Annotated in this window: 14 protein-coding genes; all 14 read left to right on the forward strand. The window is 61.6% G+C overall.

Annotated features, from left to right (window positions below; all coding sequences use genetic code 11):
- Positions 1 to 51: 51 nt before the first annotated feature.
- On the forward strand, positions 52 to 1,086 hold the full coding sequence (waaF, locus tag CAF76_RS18840) for a lipopolysaccharide heptosyltransferase II (protein ID WP_039766536.1): 1,035 nt from the start codon (positions 52 to 54) through the stop codon (positions 1,084 to 1,086).
- A 1-nt stretch (position 1,087) separates the two neighbouring features.
- Complete coding sequence (gene waaC, locus CAF76_RS18845) at positions 1,088 to 2,149, forward strand: lipopolysaccharide heptosyltransferase I (RefSeq protein WP_064593001.1); 1,062 nt, start codon at positions 1,088 to 1,090, stop codon at positions 2,147 to 2,149.
- On the forward strand, positions 2,149 to 3,270 hold the full coding sequence (locus tag CAF76_RS18850; protein ID WP_064593003.1) for a glycosyltransferase family 4 protein: 1,122 nt from the start codon (positions 2,149 to 2,151) through the stop codon (positions 3,268 to 3,270). Before waaC ends, CAF76_RS18850 begins: the two co-directional genes overlap by 1 nt.
- Positions 3,271 to 4,077, forward strand: coding sequence for a lipopolysaccharide core heptose(I) kinase RfaP (gene rfaP / locus CAF76_RS18855; protein ID WP_064593004.1), 807 nt, complete (start codon positions 3,271 to 3,273; stop codon positions 4,075 to 4,077). It begins immediately after the preceding gene.
- Positions 4,077 to 4,811 carry a lipopolysaccharide kinase InaA family protein gene (locus tag CAF76_RS18860; RefSeq protein WP_085648051.1) on the forward strand — a complete coding sequence of 245 codons (735 nt, stop codon included), beginning with the start codon at positions 4,077 to 4,079 and terminating at the stop codon, positions 4,809 to 4,811. Before rfaP ends, CAF76_RS18860 begins: the two co-directional genes overlap by 1 nt.
- Positions 4,808 to 5,560 carry a lipopolysaccharide kinase InaA family protein gene (locus CAF76_RS18865; protein ID WP_064593014.1) on the forward strand — a complete coding sequence of 251 codons (753 nt, stop codon included), beginning with the start codon at positions 4,808 to 4,810 and terminating at the stop codon, positions 5,558 to 5,560. Before CAF76_RS18860 ends, CAF76_RS18865 begins: the two co-directional genes overlap by 4 nt.
- Positions 5,560 to 7,011, forward strand: a complete 1,452-nt coding sequence (locus CAF76_RS18870) for a lipopolysaccharide kinase InaA family protein (RefSeq protein ID WP_085611098.1) — start codon at positions 5,560 to 5,562, stop codon at positions 7,009 to 7,011. Before CAF76_RS18865 ends, CAF76_RS18870 begins: the two co-directional genes overlap by 1 nt.
- Before the next feature lie 159 nt (positions 7,012 to 7,170).
- Complete coding sequence (locus tag CAF76_RS18875) at positions 7,171 to 7,506, forward strand: YceK/YidQ family lipoprotein (protein WP_064593018.1); 336 nt, start codon at positions 7,171 to 7,173, stop codon at positions 7,504 to 7,506.
- Entirely contained in the window at positions 7,485 to 8,303 is an 819-nt protein-coding gene (locus CAF76_RS18880; protein WP_064593020.1) for a DUF3800 domain-containing protein, read from the forward strand. The genes CAF76_RS18875 and CAF76_RS18880 overlap by 22 nt, the downstream gene beginning before the upstream one ends.
- 225 nt (positions 8,304 to 8,528) lie before the next feature.
- Complete coding sequence (locus CAF76_RS18885; RefSeq protein ID WP_007952261.1) at positions 8,529 to 10,286, forward strand: carbamoyltransferase; 1,758 nt, start codon at positions 8,529 to 8,531, stop codon at positions 10,284 to 10,286.
- Positions 10,270 to 11,400, forward strand: a complete 1,131-nt coding sequence (locus CAF76_RS18890; protein ID WP_064593022.1) for a glycosyltransferase — start codon at positions 10,270 to 10,272, stop codon at positions 11,398 to 11,400. The genes CAF76_RS18885 and CAF76_RS18890 overlap by 17 nt, the downstream gene beginning before the upstream one ends.
- Entirely contained in the window at positions 11,400 to 12,296 is an 897-nt protein-coding gene (locus tag CAF76_RS18895; RefSeq protein WP_085648052.1) for an antimicrobial resistance protein Mig-14, read from the forward strand. The genes CAF76_RS18890 and CAF76_RS18895 overlap by 1 nt, the downstream gene beginning before the upstream one ends.
- A gap of 8 nt (positions 12,297 to 12,304) precedes the next feature.
- Positions 12,305 to 13,750: a PIG-L family deacetylase gene (locus CAF76_RS18900; RefSeq protein WP_085648053.1), complete on the forward strand. Its 1,446-nt coding sequence runs from the start codon at positions 12,305 to 12,307 to the stop codon at positions 13,748 to 13,750.
- Positions 13,747 to 14,901, forward strand: a complete 1,155-nt coding sequence (locus CAF76_RS18905) for a glycosyltransferase (RefSeq protein ID WP_085648054.1) — start codon at positions 13,747 to 13,749, stop codon at positions 14,899 to 14,901. Before CAF76_RS18900 ends, CAF76_RS18905 begins: the two co-directional genes overlap by 4 nt.
- Position 14,902 lies beyond the last annotated feature (1 nt).

Consider the following 14,902-nt stretch of genomic DNA (forward strand, 5'->3'; position numbering starts at 1 on the left):
TTCTCGAGACGGGGAGTCGTGAAGCCTCCCCGGTTCGTTTATGGAAACCACATGAATATTCTGATCGTTGGGCCCAGTTGGGTCGGTGACATGGTGATGGCGCAGACACTGTTTCAGTGTCTCAAGCAGCGCCACCCGCAGTGCGAAATCGACGTGCTGGCCCCGGAGTGGAGCCGGCCGATCCTCGAACGCATGCCCGAAGTGCGCAAGGCCTTGAGCTTCCCGCTCGGCCACGGCGCGCTGGAGCTGGCGACCCGTCGGCGGATCGGCAAATCCCTGGCCGGCCAGTACGACCAGGCGATCCTGCTGCCGAACTCGTTGAAGTCGGCGCTGGTGCCGTTCTTCGCCGGCATCCCGAAACGCACCGGCTGGCGCGGCGAATTCCGCTACGGCCTGCTCAATGACGTGCGCACGCTGGATAAAGAACGTTATCCACTGATGATCGAGCGTTTCATGGCGCTGGCCTATGAGCCGAACGCCGAGCTGCCGAAACCTTATCCGCGCCCGAGTCTGCAAATCGACCCGGTCACCCGCGAGGCTGCATTGGCGAAGTTCGGCCTGACCCTCGATCGTCCGGTATTGGTGCTGTGCCCCGGCGCCGAATTCGGTGAAGCCAAGCGCTGGCCGTCCGAGCATTACGCCAAGGTCGCCGAGGCGCGGATTCGCGAAGGCTGGCAGGTCTGGCTGTTCGGTTCGAAGAACGATCACGCGGTCGGTGAAGACATTCGCGCGCGGCTGATTCCGGGCCTGCGCGAAGAGTCCGTGAACCTCAGCGGCGGCACCTCGCTGGCCGAGGCCATCGACCTGATGTCCTGCGCCGACTCGGTGGTCTCCAACGATTCCGGTCTGATGCACGTGGCTGCCGCGTTGAATCGCCCGTTGGTGGCGGTCTACGGGTCGACCTCGCCGGGTTTCACTCCGCCGTTGGCCGAGCATGTGGAAATCGTCCGCCTGGGCCTCGATTGCAGCCCTTGCTTTGATCGCACCTGCCGTTTCGGCCATTACAACTGCCTGCGGCAGCTGATGCCGGACGCGGTCAACGATGCCTTGCAGCGTTTGCAGGGCTCTGTGGTCGAGGTTCATTAACTTGCGGGTATTGCTGATCAAGACTTCATCGCTGGGCGACGTGATTCACGCGTTGCCGGCGCTGACCGACGCCGCCCGGGCGATTCCCGGGATCAAGTTCGACTGGGTGGTGGAAGAAGGCTTCGCCGAGATTCCGACCTGGCACCCGGCTGTAGGCAAAGTGATTCCGGTGGCGATCCGCCGCTGGCGCAAAAACATCTGGAAAACCATCTCCAGCGGCGAGTGGAAGCGCTTCAAGCAATCCGTTCGGGCGAACAAATATGACCTGGTGATCGACGCTCAGGGCCTGCTGAAAAGCGCCTGGCTGACCCGCTATGTCAAAGCCCCGGTGGCCGGTCTCGACAAGGGCTCGGCCCGCGAACCGATCGCCGCGCGTTTTTATGACCGCAAACTGGCGGTGGCCCGTGGGCAGCACGCCGTCGAACGTGTGCGCCAGTTGTTCGCCATTGCTTTGGGTTACGACTTGCCCAAAGGCCTGGGCGATTACGGCCTCAACGTCGAGCGTCTGGTCGAATTGCCACGCAAGAATGCCTACGTGGTGTTCCTCCACGGCACCACCTGGGACACCAAGCACTGGCCGGAAGCCTACTGGCGCGAGCTCACCGAACGGGTCGGCTACCTCGGCGTCGGGATCAAGCTGCCGTGGGGCAATCCGCTGGAGAAGGCCCGGGCCGAGCGCATCGCCGCCGGTTTCAAACACGCCGAAGTGTTGCCGAAGCTGAACCTGGCCGGGGTCGGCAAGGTATTGGCCGGCGCCCAGGCCTGCGTCGCGGTGGACACCGGTCTCGGTCACCTCGCCGCCGCTTTGGATGTGCCGACGATTTCCCTGTTCGGCCCGACCAATCCGGGCCTGACCGGCGCCTACGGCAAGCTGCAGATTCACCTCGGCAGCGATTTCCCGTGCGCGCCGTGCCTGCAAAAGAAATGTACGTATCAACCGACCGCGCAGGATGCCCGTCAGTTTGACCTGAAACGCGAGTGGCCCCTGTGCTTCACGCGTCTGAATCCCGAGCGTGTTGCCAGCCGACTGAGCACGTTGTTGATGGCTGAGGAGCTGCGCTGATGCAATTGGCTTTTGTCCTGTACAAATATTTCCCGTTCGGCGGTTTGCAGCGCGATTTCATGCGCATCGCCCTCGAATGCCAGAAGCGCGGGCACCAGATCCGCGTCTACACCCTGATCTGGGAAGGCGACGTGCCGCCCGGTTTCGAAGTGCTGGTGGCGCCGGTCAAGGCGTTCTTCAATCATCGGCGCAACGAAAAGCTCAGCGCGTGGATGGAGGCGGACCTGGCCAAGCGTCCGGTGGATCGCCTGATCGGCTTCAACAAGATGCCGGGGCTGGACGTCTACTACGCCGCCGACGGCTGCTTCGAAGACAAGGCGCAGAACCTGCGCCATTCGCTGTATCGCCGCTGGGGCCGCTACCGCCACTTCGCCGAATACGAGCGCGCGGTGTTCGCCAAGGATGCGAAGACCGAAGTGCTGATGATTTCCGAAGTGCAGCAGCCGCTGTTCATCAAGTATTACGACACACCGCTGGAGCGCTTCCACCTGCTGCCGCCGGGCATCGCCCAGGATCGTCGCCGTCCGGCGGATGCCGACCGGATTCGCGCCGGTTTCCGCGCCGAATTCAATCTGAAGGACGACGAACTGCTGCTGGTGCAGATCGGCTCCGGATTCAAGACCAAGGGCGTCGATCGCAGCCTGAAAGCGCTGGCCGCACTGCCCGCCGAGCTGAAGAAACGCACCCGGCTGTTTGTAATCGGCCAGGATGACCCCAAATTGTTCCAGATGCAGAGTGCGACGCTGGGCCTGGGCGACAACGTGACGTTCCTCAAGGGGCGCAGCGATATCCCGCGTTTCCTGCTCGGCGCCGACCTGTTGATCCACCCGGCGTACAACGAAAACACCGGTACGGTGCTGCTTGAAGCGCTGGTCGCCGGGTTGCCGGTACTGGTCAGCGCGGTCTGCGGTTATGCCCATTACATCGCCGAGGCCGACGCCGGGCGAGTGCTGGACGAACCGTTCGATCAGGCGCAACTGACGCAATACCTGACCGACATGTTGAACGACGACGCTGCGCGGGCGGCCTGGAGCCGCAACGGTCTGGCCTTCGCCGAGACGGCCGACCTCTACAGCATGCCGCAGCACGCGGCCGATGTGATTCTGGCGGAGCACGCTTAAATGAAGTTGATGCTGGCTGAACCGTTCAAGAGCCTGTGGGCCGGACGCGACCCGTTCGCCGAGGTCGAGGGCTTGCAGGGCGAGGTGTACCGCGAGCTGGAAGCCCGCCGGACGTTGCGCACGGAAGTCGACGGCAATGGCTTTTTCGTCAAGATTCACCGCGGTATCGGTTGGGGCGAGATCTTCAAGAACCTGCTGACTGCCAAGCTGCCGGTGCTCGGCGCGGGCCAGGAATGGAAAGCCATCCAGCGCTTGCAGGAAGTCGGCGTGCCGACCATGACCGCCGTCGCGTACGGCGAGAAGGGGAGCAACCCGGCGGATCAGCATTCGTTCATCGTCACCGAAGAGCTGGCGCCGACCATCAGCCTCGAAGACTTCAGCATCGACTGGGTCAAGCAACCGCCGCAGCCAAGACTCAAGCGAGCGCTGATCGCCGAGGTCGCGCGCATGACCGGCATGATGCACCGCGCCGGGGTCAACCACCGCGACTGCTACATCTGCCACTTTCTGCTGCACACCGACAAACCGGTCACCCCGGAAGATTTCAAACTCTCGGTGATCGACCTGCACCGTGCCCAGACCCGTGCGGCGATCACCCAGCGCTGGCGTAACAAGGATCTGGCGGCGCTGTACTTCTCAGCGCTGGACATCGGCCTGACCCGCCGCGACAAATTGCGCTTCCTCAAAGGCTACTTCCAGCAACCGCTGCGCCAGATCCTGGCTGAAGAAGCGCCGTTGCTGAGCTGGCTCGAAGGCAAGGCCAACAAGCTCTACGCGCGCAAGCAACGTTACGGGGATGCGCTCTGATGGCGGGTTGGAATCTGGAGCCTCAGTACAGTGAACTTGCGCAGTATTTCGGTAGCCTCGAAGCGGTATTCGCCCTTCAGGGCGAGCGCCTGACCCGCGATCCCTTGTCCGAAGTCATTCGCGTGCAGCTCAACGGCGTCAACTATTACGTCAAGCGCTACAGCGGTGCCGGCAAGGGCCTGCGGCGTTATCTGGGCAAGCCCCGGGTGAAGATGGAATGGCAGAACCTCAAGCGCTTCGCCAAGTGGGGCATTCCCACCGCCGAAGTGGTGGCGTGGGGTCTGGAGCGCAACGGCATGGCCTACGATCGCGGGGCGATGATCACCCGTGAACTGCCGCGCACCGAAGACCTGTCGGCACTGGCCGAACGCAACGATCCCAAGCTCAGGGATCGTGCTTGGGTCGACGGCGTCAGCCGGCAACTGGCCGGTTATACGCGTGTGATGCACGACCACCGCTTTACCCATAACGATCTGAAGTGGCGCAACCTGCTGATCGACGATCAGGCGCAGTTGTATCTGATCGACTGCCCAAACGGCGATTTCTGGCGCGGTTTCTGGCTCAAGTACCGGATCACCAAGGATCTGGCCTGCCTCGACAAGGTGGCCAAGTATCACCTGTCGAACACCCAGCGCCTGCGCTTCTACCTGCAATACCGCCAGCGTGACCGGCTGAATGCCGCCGACAAGCAACGGATTCGCCACGTGGTGAGATTTTTCGAGGGACGTGAATGACTGATTTTCTCGCCGAAGAAGACCGTGCACTGCTTGAGCGCCACGGTCTAGGTACTTTTGACGCCCTGTGGGCCAAGCAGCTTGAGGCTGTAGATGAACCCAACACCGCCCGTGGCGGCTGGAGCAGCGTGTTTCGTCTGGAGCTGGAAGGCCAGGGTTACTACCTCAAGCGCCAGAGCAATTACCTGACCCGCACCTTGCATGCGCCGTTCGGCGAGCCCAGTTTCGCCCGCGAATTTCGCAATATCAGCCGATATCGCAAACTCGGCATTCCTGCGCTGCAAGCGGCTTTTTTCGGTGAGCGCAAAGTCGACGGCGAAATCCGCGCGATCCTGCTGACGCGCGCGCTGGATGGCTGGAGCGACCTTGAGTCGCTGCTGGCGCGCTGGTCGCAACTCGGTGCAACGCAACAAACGGCGATCCTCAAGGCCTGCGGGCTGCTGGCTCGGCATCTGCACGGCGTACGCCAGGTGCACGGCTGTTTCTATCCCAAGCACATTTTTCTGCGGGCCAACGGTGACGAGTACCAGGCGCAACTGATCGACCTGGAAAAAACCCGACCGTTATTGTTCGGCATGCGTGACCGGATCAAGGACCTGGAGCCGCTGCAACGCCGCGCACCGGAGTGGAGCGACGCGCAATTGCGTGAGTTGCTGGCGGCTTACCTCGATCAGCCCGCCGACAGCTCGCTGCTCGACAGCTGGCTCGCCCGGCTGACCGCACGACGTAGTCACAAGGAGACCCGCTGATGCAGCTGTCCGAGCTGACCGGTGTCGGGCGAACCCCGCCACTGCCACTGTCGGTAGCCCTCGCCGATGCGGCCGGTCCTGCGGACTTGCAATTGTTGAGTCTGTTGCGCGTGTTGCCGGGGCAGCGTTATGTCGGTGCCGGTGTGTGGCGCGGGCGTCCGGTGCTGGCCAAGTTACTGGTCGGCAACAAGGCAGCGCGACATTTTCAGCGTGAGCTGGAAGGGGTGAAACTGCTCGCCGCCCAGGGCATGACCACGCCGTTGCTGCTGGCTGATGGTCTGAAGGATGGCGAAGGCGGCTGGTTGCTGTTCGAGTTCCTTGAAGGCGCCGAGAGTCTGGGCGATGCCTGGAGCAAGGTCGAATCCCTGCCGGTGCTGGCCGACGAACAATCGGCGGTGCTGGCCGAAGCGCTCGGCGCCATCGGTCAATTGCACGGCAAAGGCCTGTGGCAGGAAGACCTGCACCTGGACAACCTGCTGCGCCACGGCGGCCAACTTTATCTGATCGACGGCGCCGGTATCCGTGTGGAAACTGCCGGCCAGCCATTGTCCCGGCAAAAAGTGCTGGAAAACCTCGGGGTGTTTTTCGCCCAGTTGCCCAAATCGCTCGAGCCGTTCACCGAAGAATTGCTGGTGTATTACCTGCTGAGCAACAGCGAGCACGCATTGCCGCTGGAAGCCCTGCAAAAACAGATCGACAAGGTGCGCGCCTGGCGCTTGAAGGATTACCTGATCAAGGTCGGTCGTGAATGCACGCTGTTCAGCGTCAAGCGTGGTGCATTTGCTCTGCGGTCGATTCGCCGCGAGGAAGAGTCCGCGATGCTGCCGGTGCTGGAGCAGGCCGATGCCTTGCTCGATCAGGGTCACCTGTACAAGACCGGCGGCGCGGCCAGTGTCGGCAAGGTCGAGGTCGCGGGGCGTGCGCTGGTGATCAAACGCTACAACATCAAGAATTTTGCCCATTGGCTCAAGCGCTTCTGGCGTCCGAGCCGTGCCTGGCACTCCTGGCGCGAAGGCAATCGTCTGGCGTTCCTCGGCATCGCCACGCCAAAACCGCTGGCGGTGCTGGAAACCCGGTTTTTCTGGTTGCGCAGCAAGGCTTATCTGATCACCGAGTACCTGGCCGGGCCGGACATCATCGAGCGCTTTGCGCCTTATGTCGAAAGCGGCGCGGCGCCGGAAAACGAGTTGCAGGCACTGGACCGGCTGTTTGCACGGCTGATCGCCGAACGCATCAGCCATGGCGACTTCAAAGGGCACAACCTGTTCTGGCAGGAAGACCGCTGGGCGCTGATCGATCTGGACTCGATGTGTCAGCACGGCTCGGTGGGCAGCTTCGCCCCGGCTTATGCCCGGGACCGTGCGCGGTTCATGCGCAACTGGCCTGAAAGCAGTGCGCTGTATCAGGTGATTGATCAGCGTTTACCCAGGGATGTAGCGGGCACTGCGTGATTATTTTCGCCAGCGCGTAAGACGTTTCTGCAGTTGGATCCGGGTGAGGCATGTGGCGACAAATCCTTGTGACTTGTCCTACGGCCTTCCCGGAACCCATGAACTGCCCCTCGCAAAACCCCGATGTTAGTTTGCCCCGACGTTCCCGGAGGGCAAATCTTGACCATCAAAAACGCTATCACGATCGGCGCATTTTCCCTGGCACTGTCCGGCTGCGGCACCGCCGTCACGGTGTTGCAGGACGATGAAGATGCCACGCGCGGCCTGCGCAAACAGAAGACCTACTGTCAGTCGATTCCGCGCATCTACAGCGGGCTCGCCCATGATTTCTGCCTGCTGCACGCGCCGCCCGACCCTACTGGCATTCTGGTGCCGGTCGTCCTGCTCGACCTGACCCTGTCCGGCGTCTTCGACACGGCTTTTCTGCCGTACACGATCTATCGCCAGGCGGTGGACGGGAATATCAGTGTTTATTGGCGATCAAGCCGGGGGTAATTACCTTGCCCCCAACCAGTGAATACAGCGATGTCATCGTTTATGTCGATGAGAGTGGTGATCATGGGATGCAGACACTGGATCCCAACTATCCAGTCTTCGTGCTCGCGTTTTGTGTCTTTCATAAGAGGCATTACTGCGAGAAAGTCATTCCTGCTCTACAGAAATTCAAGTTTGCCCATATGGGACACGATCTGATCGGTCTGCATGAGCTCGAAATTCGTAAAGAAAAAGGAGCGTTTTCTGGCCTCTTCATGTCCAGAAAGCACAAGAATGCTTTTCTTGAGGAGCTGACTTGCATCATTGAAGCCAGCAACTTCGTTCTGATCAGTTGCGTCGTAGACAAGGCTTCCCTTCGTGAAAAACAAGGCACGGGACACAATCCATATCACATCGCTCTCGGCTTTTGTCTGGAAACGCTCTATGAGTTTTTGCAGGAGAAGAATCAACAAGGGGCACAGACGCATGTGATTTTCGAGCGCCGAGGAAAGCGAGAGGATAACGAGCTTGAGTTGGAATTTCGCAGGATGTGTGGTGGGGCGAATCGATGGGGTATTCAACTGCCGTTTGACATCGTTTTTGCAACCAAACAGGTGAATTCCACCGGCCTGCAGCTAGCCGATCTTGTTGCGAGGCCCATTGGCATGAGCGTGTTGAGGGCGGGTCAGGGAAACCGTGCTTTTGACGTGCTCAAGCGCAAGTTCTATTGCAGCGGGGGGCGGAGCAAAGTTGGAGAGGGTTTCGAGAATTGGGGTTTGAAGATTTTCCCATCCCCAGAAAGCGAAAAGCCCCGATGATCTCACCGAGGCATTAGCGCCGACCGGGATCTCCCAGTCCATTTGTGCTGGAGTCTATGTCGATGCCACTCGAGTGTCAACGCACCGGCCGGCCAGTTCCGCTAGAGGTTTGTCGGCGCTTTTAAGCTATAATCCCGCCCTTTAGCTGTCTCTCGCCCGGTGCGAGGGCACATCATTTTTCAAGGCGCATCGCGCCTGAATGCAGACTAAAGAGGCTAGACCCCTGTGGCATTGACGATTCTTGGCCTGTCCGGCGCCCTTAGCCATGATCCTTCAGCAGCCTTGTACATCGACGGCAAGCTGGTCGCGGCGGCCGAGGAAGAGCGCTTCGTGCGCGATAAACATGCAAAGAACCGCATGCCCTACGAATCGGCGAAGTTCTGCCTGGAGCAGGCAGGCATCAAGCCGTCCGACGTTGACGTGGTCGCGATTCCGTTCGCTCCGATCAGCATTTTCGGCAAGGCCCGCTGGCAGTACGCCAAGCGTTACTGGTACGCCCCGGACCGTGCACTCGACGCGATCCTGATGGGCAACCGTCGCTACAAGCGCTATCGCAACAAGATCGTCTGGTGCCTGGAGCAACTGGGCTTCGATCCGAAGAAAATCAAGATCGAGCCGGTTGAACACCACCTGGCCCACGCTTCCAGCGCCTATCACTGCTCGGGTTTCAAAGAGAAAACCGCGATCCTCGGCATCGACGGCAAGGGCGAGTACGCCACGACCTTCTTCGGTTATGGCGAGAACGGCAAGATCCACAAGATCAAGGAATTCTTCGATCCGGACTCCCTCGGCGGCCTGTACGGCGCGATCACCGAGTTCCTCGGTTTCGACATGCTCGACGGCGAGTTCAAGGTCATGGGCATGGCGCCGTACGGCGACGCCAGCAAATACGATTTCTCGCGCCTGGCTTCATTCGAAAACGGCGAGCTGGTGATCAACACCGACTACGCCAACGTGATCGGCCTGCGTCGCTATAAAGAGAAGGGCAAGGGTTACTACTTCTCGCCGAAGCTGATCGAGTGGCTGGGTCCGAAGCGCGAAGGCGACATCGCCGATGAGCCGTACATCCACTACGCCGCCAGCATTCAGGCGCTGTTCGAAAAAATCGCGCTGCAGATGATCGACTACTATCTGGGCGACGTGCTTAAGGAAACCGGCAAGCTGGCCTATGCCGGTGGCTGTGCGTTGAACGTCAAGCTCAACCAGAAAATCATCGCCCGCGACGACGTCAAGGAACTGTTCGTGCAGCCTGCCTCCGGCGATGCCGGCACCGCAGTCGGCGCAGCGGCCTATGTGTCCAACGCCCGTGGCGTGCCGGTCGAGAAGATGGAACACGTCTACCTCGGCCCGTCGTACAGCAACGAAGACGTGATCGCCGCATGTGCCCGTCACGAGAACAAGCCGACCTGGCGCAAGCTCGACAACATGCCGGAGCAGATCGCCAAAATCATGGTCGATGGCAACCCGGTGGCCTGGTTCCAGGGCCGCATGGAGTTCGGTCCGCGCGCGCTGGGCGGTCGTTCGATCATCGGTTGCCCGAGCGTGGCTGGCGTGGCTGACCGCATCAACCACCAGATCAAGTTCCGCGAGCGCTGGAGGCCTTTCTGCCCGTCGATGCTCGACACCGTTGCGCCACAGATGATCAAGATCGATCACCCGGCGCCGTTCATGACCTTCACCTTCGAAGTGGCGGAAGAGTGGAAAACCCGCGTGCCGGAAGTCGTCCACGAAGACGGCACGTCCCGGGCCCAGGTGCTCAAGCGCGAATACAACCCGCGCTACTATGACATGATGAAGGCGCTGGAAGTGCTGACCGGCAACGGCGTGTCCCTGAACACCTCGCTCAACCGCCGTGGCGAACCGATGATCTGCTCGCCGACCGACGCACTGAACATGTTTTTCGGCTCGGATCTGCAGTACCTGATCATGGAAGACATCCTGGTGGTCAAAGAAGGCGCAAACGCTTATGACACGCTCGGCTGAACGCCATGTGCTGCAGTTCTCCCACGGCTATGACGGGCCGTTTCTGGACTGCGCGCGGCAGTACGCCAGCCTGTTCGCGGGTACCGGTTATCGGGTGACCACGGTCTTTCTGACCGGGGCCGCCGATAGCGAGGTGGCCGCAGCCTGCGCCTCCGATGAAGTGTTGTTCATGGAATACAGCTCCAAGGCCATTCGTGGCCTGAAGCTGGGCGCCATCGGCGATCTGCGCAAGATCGCCGCTTCCCGCAATTTCAGTTTCTGCATCGCCCATCGCTTCAAGCCGATCTACATCGCCTTGCTCGGTACTTCCCTGCCGGTGATTGGCGTGCATCACGCGTTTGGCGATTACCAACGCGGCACGCGCAAGCTCTTTGCGCACATTTTCCGCAAGCGTCTGAGCCTGCTCGGCGTGTCCGATGCGGTGCGCGACGACATGCGCCGTTGCCTGCCGAAATGGCCGGCAGCGCGCATCCAGACCCTCTACAACCGCATCGATATCTCCGCGTTGCAGATGAGTCAGGTTTCCGCCCGTGAAGCCCGCGAAACCCTTGGTCTGTCGGCGGATGCCTTCATTGTCGGCAATGTCGGTCGTCTGCACCCGGACAAGGATCAGGCCACGTTGCTGCACGGTTTTGCCGCGGCGCTGCCCGGTCTGCCGGCCAACAGCCAACTGGTGATTCTCGGCGAGGGGCGGCTTGAGGATGAACTCAAGACACTTGCCCGTGAGCTGGGCGTCGGGGATCGGGTGCTGTTTCTGGGCCAGGTGCCGGACGCGCGCAATTACTTCAGGGCGTTCGATGTGTTTGCCCTGAGTTCCGACAATGAGCCGTTTGGCATGGTGCTGCTGGAGGCCATGGCCGCCGGCGTGCCGTTGCTGGCCACGGCGTGCGGCGGGGCGAAGGAAGTGGTCGAAGGCGTCGGGATCCTGTTTCCGCTGGGCGACGCCGAGCATCTGGCCCAAGGCCTGAAACATCTGGCCGGCATGGACGAGCAGCAGCGTCGTCAGTGCGCCGAGATGATGTTCGACCGCCTGCGCGAGCGCTTCTCCGACCGCGCCGTACGCGACACCTTCTGGCATTTGCCGCAAGTTATCGATCTGGCACCGAGGGGCTGATGCTCAACCGATTTCAAGGCTGGCGCGAACGTGGCTGGTCGCCCGTTGACGCCTCAACTTATGCACAGGCCTGGCAGCGTTTTGGCGGCAGCGTCGCGACTCATCCCATGGTGGTCGAGCGTCTGGCGAATCTGGCGGGCATCCCCGTGCGTTATCTGGCCTGGGAGCAACAGGGCGAAGTCAAAGCCGCGATCCCGACCTGGGGCCGCGACCTGGCCTTGTCCAAGGACGTGCTCAAGCGCAACGGCAAGAAAGGCCTCTTCGACCTGGGCAACGCCGAGCTGATCCTGCCGGCCGCCGCCGATGCCCAGGCCCCGCTGCGCCATCGTGGGCGCTACCTGTCGGCGCTCAACGAAAACCGCTTCAGCGGCCTCAAGTTGCAGACCGAGCAACTGGCCATGGCCCGTACGCCCGAAGAACTGTCGAAGAAGTTTCGCTACAACCAGCGCCGTGAACTGCGCCTGCTGGAAGAGGCGGGCGGCGTGGTGCGGCCGGTCAGCGACTTCTCCAGTGCCGAACTGGCGGCGATCTACTGCGACCTGTTCCAGCGCCGCTGGGGTTTCCCGGCCACAGGTGCGGCGTGCATGGCCGAAGTCATCGGACTGCTGCGCGAGTTGTTGATCGGCTCGGTGATCTTCCTCAACGACGCGCCGATCGCCATCCAACTGGTGTACCGCGTCGAAGCCCCGGAGTGGATCAGCGTCGAGTACATCAACGGCGGCGTCGACCCTGAAACCCGCGAGTTCAGCCCTGGCAGCGTTCTGAGTTTCCTCAATACGCAATCTGCCTGGGAACATGCCCGGGCCCTGAACAAGCCGCTGCGCTTTTCCTTCGGTCGCGCCGACCGTGAATACAAGGATCGCTGGTGCAATCCTGTGCCGGTCTTCACTGTATGAGTCAACCCATGAGCCGCAAACAGCAACTGCTCAAGCGTCACCGGCGCAATAAACGAATCGGCCTGCTGATCGCACTGGTCGTGTTGATCGCCCTTGGCTTGCTGGTGGCCTGGTGGCTGCCGCTGGTGCTGGCGGTCATTGGCTGGATTGCCCATGAGGCGTGGTTCGCCGATCACCTGTTCTATTCGCCGAAAGACGATTACCAATACAGTTTTCCGCCGTTCACCCCGCAGCCAAAAGTGCATTTGAGCGGTGAGCAATTGCGCCTTGACGAGGGCGTGATGCTGGTGGACGACGCTACGCTGATCCTCGCCGTGAAGGTTAAAAGCAGCTTCCTGGGACGCTTCTTTGATCCTCGGGTCGAGTTGGCCGGTGGCCCCCATCCCGACGTGCAGACGTTCGAGCGCGGCGTCAACGGTCTGCGTTATCTGAACCTCAGTGGACAGGCGCAGGCGCTGTCGCAAGGCCACTTGCGTCTGCGCGGGCGCTTTTGCCGGGTGTCCGGCGAGCCGCTGCTGTGGGCGCTGGAGCAACCGGACTACCGCCAGCAGCGGGTGATGGTGATCGCCCCGCACGCCGACGATGCCGAGCTGGCCGCCTACGGTCTCTACAGCCAGGCCAAAGAAGCCTGGATCGTGACCCTGACCGCTGGCGAGATCGAAGCCGAACACTATCAACAGATGGGCCTGAACAAGGTCGAGGCGGCGCGGCTCAAGGGCCGCTTGCGTGCCTGGGACAGCCTGGCCGTACCGCGCTGGGCCGGTGTGCCGCAGGAACATTGCGTGCAGCTCGGGTATTTCTGCCTGCAACTGGCGGCGATGCAGGCTGCGCCGAATCAGCCCATTGGTTCGCGGGAAGCGGATCTGAGCGACACGCGAATGTTCCGTCAGTTGAATCCGTTTGCCTTGCCCGGCGATGCCGACGGCGCACCGACCTGGAACAATCTGCTGGCCGACCTGCGTGACGTGCTGTCGCGCGCGCGCCCGGATGTGATTGTGCTGCCGCACCCGACACTGGATCCGCATCCCGATCACATCTGCGCCCAAGAGGCGGTGCTGGAAGCCTTGCGCGGTCTCGATTACCAACCGACGCTGCTCGGTTACGCCAACCACTTGCACGACAACGACCGATGGCCGATGGGCGACAGCGGGCAGGGCATTGCCCTGCCGCCGACGTTCGATGCGACCCTCGCGATGCAGCCGCTGTGCCTGCCGCTGTCGCTCGAACTGCAGCGGGACAAGGCCATGGCGCTGGGCATGATGCATGACCTGCAGCCACCGGCCCCGTTCAAGCGTCGCCTGCGCCGGTTGTTTCAGCGACTGCTGGCCGGTCGGCGTCCGTCGGTTTATGGCGAGAACGAATTTTTCCGCAAAGCAATCAGACGCCAGGAGTTGTTCTGGGTACTGAAGCAGAGCGAAACAGGGGCGACGGCATCGCACCGGGGAGAGGTATGAGTCAACGCGCAAAGGTGCTGCAGCTGCAGCCCGATTACAACGTCAAATCCCATGATTTCGCCGATCTCGCCGAACAGATCGTCAAGGCGCTGCCGACCGACCGTTACGAAGTGACCGCCGCCTTCCTGCGCGGCAAACCCGGACCGGGCGAGGCGGTCAGCCGTGCCGACCGTTCGGTGTATTTCGAGTTTTCCGACAAGTCCCTCAAGGGCATGCGCCTGCGGGCGATGTGGCAGCTGTACAAGTTCTGCCGCCGGGAAAAATTCGACGTGGTGATCTGCAACCGCTTCAAACCGGTGAACATGATGCTGACGCTCAACCGCTGGTTGAAGGTACCGTTGTGCATCGGTATTTCCCACGGCTTCGGCGAGTACGACCGCTTCTACCGTCGTCGCCAGACTCAGCGCCTGATTGATCGGCACTGGCGTTTCGTCGGCGTGTCGCCGGCGGTCAAACAGTACCTGCTGGACTGCGATTGCGGTTTCACTGACCAGAACACGTACGCGATCACCAACGCCATCGACATCGAGCAGGCCGAGTGGTTGCAGCACAGCCGCGAACGCGCGCGCGAAATGCTGGGGATCGACCCGGCGGTGCGCCTGATCGGGGCACTGGGGCGGCTGGTGTCGGTCAAGGGCCACACTTACCTGTTGCAGGCTTTCGCCCAACTCAAAGACAAATACCCGAACACCCAACTGGCAATCATCGGTGCCGGACGCCTGCAGGCGCCGCTGGCGGCCGAGATCGAACAGTTGGGCCTGACTGGCCGGGCGCATTTGCTGGGCTTCAAGGAAAACGCACTGCAATACGTGCGCGCGTTCGATATCTGGACCATGCCGTCGCTGGCCGAAGGTCTCGGTCTGGCCTTGCTGGAAGGCATGAGCGGGCACCTGCCGGTGATCGCCTCGAACGTGCCGGCCATGCTGCCGCTGATCGAAGGTGCCGGTGGCCTGTCGATCACGCCCAAGGACGTGCCGAGCCTGGTGGCGGCACTGGACACCTACCTCGCGCTGTCGGATGTCGAGCTCAAGGCCAAGGGCGAGCAGGCTTACCGCTACTTGCAGGAACAGCACGACATCGAGGTCTTCCGCCAGGAATACCTGAACCTGATCGACTCCGGCCTGGAGCAGGCCCGCAAGGAACAGCCATGAG

Origin of the sequence: Pseudomonas sp. B40(2017) (genome assembly GCF_002112855.1) — a bacterium.
In the GTDB taxonomy this organism is placed as follows: Bacteria; Pseudomonadota; Gammaproteobacteria; order Pseudomonadales; family Pseudomonadaceae; genus Aquipseudomonas; species Aquipseudomonas pharyngis.